Genomic DNA, 10,396 nt, shown 5'->3' on the forward strand with positions numbered 1-10,396 from the left:
CCCTAAATGTTTTTTTAAACTGATACTTTATTCTATTCAATTTTATTTTTTCTGAAATGAAAAAGATTTTTCTTTTTACTGTCTCTCACATATAAACATTTTAAGTAGAATATGATACATTATTAGTGAAGAATACTGAGACAAATGGACATGCAAAATAAATTTTGTTCACACACAGAGGACAAATGTAATGGAGGGATGAATCATGGCAAGCAAGGTATTAGATGATTTTTTGAAGCAAAATCTAGAGGATTTAAAAAGTAGGGGTCTTTATAATGTGATCGATCCTTTAGAAAGTCCAAATGGACCAATCATTAAAATTGCTGGAAAAGAGTTGATCAATCTTTCTTCCAACAATTATTTGGGATTGGCTACCGATGAAAGGTTAAAAGAAGCGGCGCATCAAGCAATTGAAAAGTTTGGTGTCGGTGCAGGAGCTGTTAGAACGATTAACGGTACATTAGAAATTCATATCGAGCTAGAAAAAAAGTTAGCAGAATTTAAGCATACAGAAGCAGCAATTGCTTATCAATCAGGTTTTAATTGTAATATGGCAGCTATATCGGCAGTGATGGACAAGAATGATGCAATCCTTTCTGATGAACTAAATCATGCCTCAATCATAGATGGTTGTCGTTTATCAGGGGCAAAGATTATTCGCTTTAAGCATTCTGATGTGGACGATTTAAGGGCAAAGGCAAAAGAAGCCACTGAATCTGGCCAATACAATAAAGTCATGGTCATTACCGATGGGGTTTTCTCGATGGATGGAGATATTGCCAAGCTACCTGAAATTGTAGAAATTGCAGAGGAATTCGGTTTAATTACTTATGTAGATGATGCGCACGGCTCCGGTGTATTGGGCAAAGGTGCAGGAACAGTCAAGCATTTTGGCTTATCAGATAAAATTGATTTCCAGATTGGGACATTATCTAAAGCAATTGGTGTCGTAGGTGGATATGTTGCAGGTAAAAAGGAACTCATTGATTGGTTAAAGGTAAGGAGTAGACCATTCTTATTCTCTACCTCTCTAACACCTGGGGATGTCGCTGCAAGCATAAAAGCAATTGAGATTCTAATCAACAGTACTGAGTTAAATAATCGTCTTTGGGAAAATGGAAACTATTTGAAGAAGAAATTAAAATCCTTAGGATTTGATATCGGAAATAGTGAAACGCCAATTACACCAGTCATTATTGGCGATGAAGTGAAAACACAAGAGTTTAGTAAAAAGCTTTATGAAGCTGGTGTATATGCGAAATCAATCGTATTTCCAACTGTCCCTAGGGGAACAGGTAGAATCAGAAATATGCCTACAGCAGCACATAGTAAAGAAATGTTAGACCAAGCATTAACAATCTATGAAAAGATCGGAAAAGAGATGGGGATTCTTTCATGAAAAAAATCTTAGTCACAGGGGCATTAGGCCAAATCGGCTCTGAATTAATTCAAAAGCTTAGAGATACCTATGGAGAAGACAATGTAGTAGCAACTGATATTCGAGAAACAGAAGCAGATGTCGTCAAATCAGGGCCTTTTGAGCTCCTTGATGTTACAGATGGAAAGCGAATGTATGAAATCGCCAAAAGTTATCAGGTGGATTCTGTCATCCACCTTGCTGCCTTGTTATCCGCAACAGCTGAAGCTAAACCACTTTTTGCCTGGAAAATTAACATGGACGGTCTTTTAAATGCTCTAGAGGTAGCGCGGGAATTAAAAACGCAATTTTTTACGCCTAGCTCTATCGGCGCCTTTGGTCCTACAACTCCAAAAGATCTTACTCCTCAAAACACCATTCAAAGACCAACGACGATGTATGGTATAAATAAAGTAACTGGTGAGTTACTAAGCGATTATTATCATCAGAAATTTGGTGTAGATACAAGAGGGTTACGTTTCCCAGGATTAATTTCCTATGTTACCCCTCCAGGAGGGGGTACAACCGATTATGCGGTTGAGATTTATTATGATGCCGTAAAAAAAGGTGAATATACCTCCTATATTGCCAAAGGGACTTTTATGGATATGATGTATATGCCTGATGCGTTAAACGCGATTATTGATTTGATGGAAGCAGATGCATCTAAGTTGAAGCATCGTAATTCATTTAATGTAACTGCAATGAGTGTTGATCCTGAGGCAATTGCCAAAGCCATTAGAAAGTATATTCCTCATTTCAAGTTAGATTATCAGGTAGATCCAATCAGACAATCTATTGCTGATAGCTGGCCAAATTCAATAGATGCCTCATCAGCAAAAGAAGAATGGGGTTTTAAGGTAGCATATGATTTAGAGAAAATGACTGAGGATATCATAAAAAAACTAAAAGATAAGCTTCTTTAAGAGTAAATCATAAGGTAATCGGAAGGGGATTCTTATCCAACCCCTTTCTTTTTATTACTAGTGACGTATGCTAATCTTTACCAAGCTGTTAATTTCATATAAAATAAAATTTCTAAGATCATATTTTATTTTTAATACTACTATTTTAGGGGCGGAAACAGATGGAAGATAACATTAATTATAGAAGCAAAAGGATTTGGGGAATGAATGCTGTTGTTTTTGTGACTGGACTGGTCAGTCTTCTCACTGATTTATCCAGTGAAATGATCGTACCTGTTCTTCCTTTATTTTTAACAACGGTTCTCCATGTTCAAGTCACTTCAATTGGGCTTCTTGAGGGAATCGCTGAAAGTACTGCAAGTATATTAAAATTATTCTCAGGTTGGTTTTCAGATAAACTAGGCAAACGAAAGCCTTTAATGGTCTTTGGCTACGGTCTTTCTAACCTAATCAAGCCATTATTTGCACTTAGTACATCGTTTAGCCAAGTACTTGCTATACGGTTCATTGACCGTTTCGGAAAAGGAATGAGAGGAGCACCAAGGGATGCCTTGATTGCTGATTCAACCAGTAAAGAAGAAAGAGGAAAAGCATTTGGGTTCCACCGGGCGATGGATACCTTAGGCGCTGCAATTGGCCCATTTGTTGCCTTCTTTGTGTTAAGCTCTTTTCATGAGAATTATCGTTTAATCTTCTGGATTTCCTCTATTCCCGGAATTATTGCGGTATTATTACTTATCTTTTTCTTGAAGGAAAAAAAGAAAACAAATATAGAAGAAGAGATCTTTGGAAAACAAACACGACCAAAGATCAGCTTTAAAGGCTTAGATCGCCGTTTTATTCTCTTTACCTTTATTGCTACTTTGTTTGCAATTGGTAACTCATCTGATGCTTTCTTAATTTTACGGGCACAAGATGTTGGGATGAATTCAGCATTGATTCCTCTAGCTTACTTTGCGTTTAATATAGTGTATACGCTTTTCTCAATCCCTGCAGGCATTTTATCTGATCGCTTAGGTAGAAGGCCAATTATCGTAACAGGCTATCTGATCTTTGCATTGATTTATCTTGGGTTTGGACTCATTACAAAGAGTTTATGGGTATGGGGATTATTTATCTTATATGGCCTTTATTATGCTACAACAGAAGGGGTTCAAAAAGCATATATCGCTGATCTTGTCCCAGAAGGAAAAAGAGGAACGGCAATAGGCACGTTTAATGCTTTAACAGGAATTGCTGCGCTTCCTGCTAGTCTTCTTGCAGGATTTTTATGGGAAACATTTGGACCTGCCTCTACCTTTGCCGTAAGTAGTGGATTTGCTGCTTTATCTGCTATTTTAATGGTGTTACTTCGTGTATAAAAGCAGATCAGCCATTTGGTCTATTTTTCTTCTTCGATGATTTCTACTTCCGAGGTAATATCGATAATGTCGCTATCTAACTGTTGTGCATATTGCCTTAATTCTTTTTCTACCATCGACCAAACAAAGGCGATAGCGATTCCATCATCCACAAGTCCTAAAACAGGAATCAAATCGCTTACTACATCAAAGGGCATAATAAAGTATAACAATGCTGCTCCTATTAGCCCTTTTTTTGTTTTACTTGTATGAGGGTCTTTAAAATAAAGATACATCACCTTAAGCTGCTGAATGAGGTTTTGGATACCCCCTGTTTTTTTTATTTTTCTTGGAAATTCACGATAAATCTTTCTTTTACCCTTGCTTGTCCTTGCTAAATCCACTAGTTTCATTACTAGCTCGATAATCTTTTGTCGGTTCATCTAATTCACATCCATCTGAAGGAAGATTGTTTTACTATCTTATACGATAAAAATATCGTCTAAGTTTCATATTTCATAGGAATTAGTAGTTCTTGAATGTATCGATTTCTTTCCTTTCTTAAGTCAATAAACTGGCCACTCATTGAAACTAAAGGTCTGTGAGGTTCAGACGGGTCTGCCAAAATGACGGTCGCCTTTTGCCCATCATTCATGATCACCTCTTGCCCTTCCATCAACTTGGAAATATATTGGAGGAAATTGAGAACAATGGCAGCATTTAATTCTCCTTGAAAGGCGATTTGGTGTAATTCCATATAGGCATGGAAAGGAGAGAAAGATTTTTTGTAAACCCTTTCTGAAGAAATTGCATCATATACATCTGCAATGGCAACAATTTGAGCAACGAGAGGAATATTAGTACCGTCTTTTTTCAATGGGTAACCTTTTCCATTTAGTCGTTCATGATGCATTAAAGCTGCTGTAAGGACCAAGGGGTCTTTTATCTCATTTTTTACTAGAATTTCATATCCTAACCGTGGGTGTTTTTTTACCGTTTCAAATTCAACATCTGTTAACACAATTGGTTTTTGTAAAATAGAGGAGGGTATTAAGGCTTTTCCAATGTCATGAAGAAACCCAGCATGACCAATTCGAATGACCTCATCCCCTTTTAATCCCATCAGTCTTGCCAATAAGGCGGAAATGATCCCAACATTGATGGAATGTTGCATGGTATAATGGTCAATGTCTTTAATCGTTCTCAGTTGGATAAAGAGATGGGGAACCGAAACCATATGGGACATTAAATCATCAAAAATTTCGAATAATGTATCCTGTTCGATTCGCTCTTGCCTAGAAGCGGATTGAAATAGATCTTCAACTGTTGTTAAACACGTATCATAGAGTTGATAAAATTCGGGATCCATTTTTTGAAGGTGGTTCATGTATTCATTGATGGAAGTTCTTGTTTCCTCAATTGCAATGCGATCAATTTGACGAATGATGATTGCTTTTATATCTTCTTCTGTCAAAATATGACCCTTTGATAACAAAAGAAGACCTTGTTCTGTAATAATATCATCTGCTAATTGTTGTTTCACCAATCCCATATAGGGTTTTACATATTTCATGGGTACCTCTCCTTACTAAGGCTTATAAGAAGTTTTTAAGATATACTATTAAAAAACAGCAAAAACATTCAAAACAACGCGTTTAATCGTAGTATTTTTTCGGAGGAATGATCAATGACTTACTGGCATGAATATCGAAATCTATTTCGCAGTCGCTCTGTCCTGTTATTGCTTAGTAGTGAAGTAATTAATTCGATTGGATCTACATTGACTTTTTTTGCCATGATGGCACAAGTGATGCATTTAACCGATCGAGATTTATATATTGGAATGGTCATGATGATGGAAATTACTCCTGCTATTCTTTTTGGTTTTGTCGCAGGAATTATTGCTGACCGCTTTGATCGTAAAAAAATTATGATTGTCAGTAATCTATTAAGGGCAGGTATTATTTCTCTTCTTCTCTTTTCCGATCAATTATGGCAAATTTACTTGATCGCGTTTATCGATGGAATTGTGGCAAATTTTTTCCAACCAGCCAAACGGGCTTTGCAACCCACATTAGTAAAATCTGAAGAATACGTTACACTAAATTCCCTTTTTTCATTAACGAATAGTACAATGCAAATTTTCAGACCAGCCATCTCAGGGCTCGTCGTTGCTTTTTTAGGTGCAAAAATGGCTTATACAGTTGATGTGATTACCTTCATCTTAGCAGCAGGATTGACGCTTGGAATTAAAGCGCCTCCTTTTGTAGAGGAAAAGAAAGAAAGGTCGCAGCAAATGTGGCAAGATTTTAAAGAGGGAATTCGTTATATCGTCAATAAAACGATCTTAAAATATATCTTTATCTTTCAAATCTTTTTCACCCTTGTAATGAGCATGCAAGGGGCTCTTACCTTTTTATATGTAGAAAAATACATGGCTCATGGTGGAAATGTTGAGCAAATTACTGGTTACCTATTTTCGATGATTGGAATTGGTGGTTTTATGGGAGCATTCCTCTCAAAATGGATGATTGAAAGAATCGGGGGAATTCAGCTATTACTCGCGACCACGATTTTTGATGGTGTCATGGTGGTTTGGTTCTCTTGGACAGACCAATTACCCATTGCCTTATTTATTTGGGCCTTTTTTGGAATTATTGGTGCTGTATCCTCTGTCGTTATTGAAACATTGATTCAACATCAAGTGCCAGAAGATTTGCGAGGAAGGGTTTATGGTGTGATGGGCCCGTTGACTGGTCCAATTTCTCTCATTTCCATTGGCGGTGGTACTACCTTGTCCCAATGGTTTGGGCCAAGATTGGTGTTCATGTCTGCAGGACTTGGCGAAATCCTCCTAGGCATCTTTGGCAGAATCGTCCCTGCTTACAAAAAAATGGAGAATCAATGACTTCTTAATTAAATCATTGGTTCTCTTTTTTTAATCTATTTAATTGGAACTTGTATCAAAAAAGTAATTTCCCGATCCAGAATAGGAAACGACTTTAATTGTATAGTCTCCTGTTACGCCTGGGCTAAAAGTGACTAACTCCTGCCGTTCAGTCCCCTCTGCCTTTCCTACCAATGTTCCATTTGGATCATAGACATAAAGGTCAAAATCCGGACTTCCACCAAAGAAACCACTTACCCAATCTGAAATGACAAGTGTTACCGCAACTGGTTCTGAAGTAGAAGTTACACTAAGTATCCAATTGTTACTATCTCCTGAAGAACTTAGACTTCCACTAACAAAGTGGTGTGAAGGTACGATTGGCGCTGTTCCATTATAGTTCCCTGCAACCTTAATAGCATCATACGCTTGTAAGCGCCCTTTCCCATAATCAATGTCTTCAGCTGTTGGTCCCCAATCACTTGCTGTTGAAGTAACGATCGTTTTAATCTCACTAGTCGTGATCGTTGGTTTTGCATCAATCATCAAAGTAATTACTCCTGCTGTAAAAGGAGTAGCCATACTAGTACCGCTATAAGTTATATAACCATTTGTAGAATTGGCTTCTGCAGCCGTAATGTTATATCCAGGAGCAGAAACATCTGGTTTAATACGGTCATCAGCAGTTGGTCCACGACTTGAGAAATTGGCTAGGTTAAAACCATATTCTCCCACATCCGCCATCGCAGCGACTGTTATGGCATCAGAAGCAGCTCCAGGGGAACCAATCGTATATTGTGTTGGTCCTGAATTGCCTGCTGCAACAGTTACAGCAATACCATTGGCAACTGCTCTATTGACAGCTATCGAAGTAGAGTCCGTACCATCGGAACTACTTGAAGTGCCAAGTGATAAATTAATGACTCGGATATTGTAAACGTCCTTATTCTGAATCGCCCAATCAATTCCAGCATCTACAGTACTCATGGAACCACTTCCACGACGATCAAGCACCTTGATTCCTACCAATGCAGCTCCATATGCTACGCCTTTGTAGTTCGCATTACCATCACCTGAACCAGCAATAATACTTGATACATGTGTTCCATGACCATTATCATCATAAGGAGTTGTTTTAGATCTGACAAAATCCATCCAGCCGATCACTTTTCCTCCGTCTAAATCAACATGGGTTGCATCAATTCCTGTATCAATTACTGCAACCACTACGTCATTTTTTGAATAGGTCGTTAATGATCCATCTAGATCTCCGTCAAGTCCAAAATCAGTTCTAGCTTTTCCCACTCCAAACCAATTTGTCGCCGTATCCATGCTTGCTTGAACAGGCATATCATATTCAATCTGTTGAACAAAAGGCATCTTTTGTAGAGCAATAATTTGGCCTTTATTCAAGTCTGCTGCAAATCCATGGAAAGCCTCGCTATATTCAAATTTTGTCTTGAATAAGCCAATCGCTTTCTCCATGTCTTTTTTCTTGCTTAGAAAATCCGTATTTAACATCACGATGACTGGAATAGTGGTCAGCTCATCTGTTCTATTCATGATTTCTTCTAGGTTGTCAAAAAGTTTGTTTTTGTTGTTGTCTACTTGCTTAGGAAGCTCTTTGTGCTTAACTGGTTGTTTTTCATTCTGTGCCAAAACCATGGGGATTGAACTTAAAACAAACACCATTACAAAAAGAATTATCATCACTCTTTTTGTCAAAAAAATCACTTCCTTTTTCAATATTTGGAATTTGCATTCCTAACAACAATATAATATAAACTTTTTAAAAATATTCAAAATAATTAAAAATGAATAAAATGGCCTATAAAAAATCCCATCTCTTATTAGAATTGGGGCTTTAATCCTGATAGAAATATTCCTTAAGTTAGATCCCCACATCTTTTTGCTAGCTCATTAAGATTTGTATGGATCTCCTGAACGATTCTTTTACGTTCTTCGTTGAACCCTTCCCCATCTCTAAAGTAGATTTGTCGATTTGCAAGGATCAGTCGTTTATTTTTACTTACATACAAAGGAACAAAGGTCAAATGTTCTCCTGTTTCTTGAAAAAAATACTTTTCTAAATAAAGAAATCCCTTATACATTTCTTTGACCTCTGAAGAGGGATCACGATAATCAATATCTGGGAAAATCACAATTCTTTGTCCACTTTTTAAGACTTCTACACTTTGATGGAAGGTTTCTAGTATTTTTCGCGAACCCCTATATACAGGAATCCCTTTCCCAGAATTCAATAGTTTTGAAATGAAAAAGGATAGAGGAAAAGCAACCATTTTCGCTAGATTTCGATTCCAGCCAAACCTTTTGGTAAACGTATAATCTACATATTGCTTATAACAAGCAGCTTGGTCAAGAAAAACATGAAGGATCCACGCATGTAAACATTTTGGAAACCAAAGCAATGTTACAAATGGGCCAAAAAGATTTTGGTGGTGGGAGATATACACGACGGGTCCGTTGATTCGGTCAGGAACCTGAACCTTATATCTGGGATAAAAGATTCGAATAAAACCTCGGATGATTCTAAATAATATACCATAATGACGATTCATTACATTCACCAGCAATTCAACGCTTTATTCCCATAAATACGCGAGGGAAATGAGAATAAAAACAAAACTTATGATCCCAATCACGAATGAGATGGCTTTTCCAAAAGAATATTGGAGAAAACCTGAAATCAGTCTGGACAAAACTTTGAAGGAATCGACGATTGATTTATAATGTGACCCCTTATTATGATCAAAGTACAGGGTTTGAATCGGTACTTCGGTGATCTTCATTTTGATTTTTGTAGCATAGATCAACATATTCATTTCATACTCATATCTTTCCCCTTTAAGTTCAACAAGCTGTTTAAGAATTTCTTGAGGAATTCCCCGTAATCCCGTTTGCGTATCACCTAGTTTATGGTGAAACAAAAATTCAAAAATCCCACTAGTTATTCTATTTCCAATATAGCTACGAAAAGGAACGTTTGCTTGACGAAAATCTCTTACGCCTAGAACGATTTGTTCATCGCTATTTTCTAATGTCTTTGCCACTTTGTAGACATCTTCAACTGAATGCTGGCCATCTGCATCGGCAGTAATGACTCCTGCCAAATCTGAATGGTTTTCTAAAACATATTGAAACGCCGTTTTTAATGCTCTCCCTTTTCCCAGATTGAGCTCATGTTTTAAAACCGTACATCGATCCATCTTTTTGATTTTTGAAAAAATGTCGTTACATTCAAGTTGACTTCCATCATTCACCACAACGATTTGCGCTACCCCTTTTTCTAGCAAGCTTTGAACATAGTGAACCAAACTCTCAGTAGGATTTAAAGATGGAATAATAATGGCATATTTTTTCATAAAAGTATCTCCTTTCTTTCATGAAAAGAAATCTATCAAAAAACGAGGTAACATTTTCCATTAATATAAACTTATCAAATTTGTTTGTTTTTTGCATTAAATTTTTATTGCTGAAGTTTCTAATAATCCTCTAAAATGCTCGTATCCAAGTATATGCTGAGTACTAAAAAAATCGTCCTCTTTTTTTCAAGAGAACGATTTTTCCTTTAATATTCATCTGATTCCGTAATTTCATTTAATAGTTCAGCAGCATTTTTTTTCTTTTCACCGGTTAATACATTTTGGTTACTTTTATTCGCGATATCAAAAGCAAAAAACTCTTCATTTCGATTTGGACTTTCCTTTTTTTTCTTTCTAGTCATATGAATTCCTCCATTAACATGATCAATCATCTTTACCATTGGCAAAATTCATATGGTTTATTCATAAATGTATAGTAAATT

The 10,396-nt window shown here is 36.7% G+C and carries 10 protein-coding genes; 4 read left to right on the forward strand and 6 right to left on the reverse strand.

All coding sequences use genetic code 11. The features are described 5' to 3' along the window. Positions 1–205 precede the first annotated feature (205 nt). From TEPIDINF_RS06645 to TEPIDINF_RS06655, 3 genes are all read left to right on the forward strand, one after another. On the forward strand, positions 206–1,399 hold the full coding sequence (locus TEPIDINF_RS06645; RefSeq protein ID WP_421691586.1) for a glycine C-acetyltransferase: 1,194 nt from the start codon (positions 206–208) through the stop codon (positions 1,397–1,399). Next, entirely contained in the window at positions 1,396–2,343 is a 948-nt protein-coding gene (locus TEPIDINF_RS06650) for an L-threonine 3-dehydrogenase (RefSeq protein WP_068725003.1), read from the forward strand. Before TEPIDINF_RS06645 ends, TEPIDINF_RS06650 begins: the two co-directional genes overlap by 4 nt. A 161-nt stretch (positions 2,344–2,504) precedes the next feature. Next, positions 2,505–3,704: an MFS transporter gene (locus tag TEPIDINF_RS06655; RefSeq protein WP_068725005.1), complete on the forward strand. Its 1,200-nt coding sequence runs from the start codon at positions 2,505–2,507 to the stop codon at positions 3,702–3,704. A gap of 20 nt (positions 3,705–3,724) precedes the next feature. Here TEPIDINF_RS06655 and TEPIDINF_RS06660 read toward each other — a convergent pair whose 3' ends face one another. Together TEPIDINF_RS06660 and TEPIDINF_RS06665 are read right to left on the reverse strand one after the other, a co-directional pair. Next, entirely contained in the window at positions 3,725–4,126 is a 402-nt protein-coding gene (locus TEPIDINF_RS06660) for a YkvA family protein (RefSeq protein WP_421691587.1), read from the reverse strand. A 59-nt stretch (positions 4,127–4,185) separates the two neighbouring features. Then, positions 4,186–5,256, reverse strand: a complete 1,071-nt coding sequence (locus TEPIDINF_RS06665) for an HD-GYP domain-containing protein (protein WP_068725009.1) — start codon at positions 5,254–5,256, stop codon at positions 4,186–4,188. A 114-nt stretch (positions 5,257–5,370) separates the two neighbouring features. Between TEPIDINF_RS06665 and TEPIDINF_RS06670 the strand changes: the two genes are divergently transcribed. Further along, positions 5,371–6,591 (forward strand): MFS transporter, encoded by a 1,221-nt coding sequence (locus TEPIDINF_RS06670; protein ID WP_068725012.1) that lies wholly within the window; start codon positions 5,371–5,373, stop codon positions 6,589–6,591. Between the two features lie 39 nt (positions 6,592–6,630). Here the strand turns inward: TEPIDINF_RS06670 and TEPIDINF_RS06675 are convergent, their stop codons facing one another. The 4 genes from TEPIDINF_RS06675 to TEPIDINF_RS06690 all read right to left on the reverse strand — a co-directional run bounded on the left by TEPIDINF_RS06675 (position 6,631) and on the right by TEPIDINF_RS06690 (position 10,315). Beyond that, a complete protein-coding gene (locus TEPIDINF_RS06675) occupies positions 6,631–8,295 on the reverse strand; it encodes a S8 family serine peptidase (protein WP_235589078.1) in 1,665 nt (554 codons plus the stop codon). A gap of 161 nt (positions 8,296–8,456) precedes the next feature. After that, positions 8,457–9,149 carry a lysophospholipid acyltransferase family protein gene (locus TEPIDINF_RS06680; RefSeq protein ID WP_068725014.1) on the reverse strand — a complete coding sequence of 231 codons (693 nt, stop codon included), beginning with the start codon at positions 9,147–9,149 and terminating at the stop codon, positions 8,457–8,459. Positions 9,150–9,173: 24 nt separating this feature from the next. After that, entirely contained in the window at positions 9,174–9,953 is a 780-nt protein-coding gene (locus tag TEPIDINF_RS06685) for a glycosyltransferase family 2 protein (protein ID WP_421691588.1), read from the reverse strand. A 206-nt stretch (positions 9,954–10,159) separates the two neighbouring features. After that, entirely contained in the window at positions 10,160–10,315 is a 156-nt protein-coding gene (locus TEPIDINF_RS06690; protein WP_421691589.1) for a hypothetical protein, read from the reverse strand. Positions 10,316–10,396: the final 81 nt, after the last annotated feature.

It is taken from the genome of Tepidibacillus infernus, from assembly GCF_048898065.1.
GTDB classification, from domain to species: Bacteria; Bacillota; Bacilli; order Tepidibacillales; family Tepidibacillaceae; genus Tepidibacillus_B; species Tepidibacillus_B infernus.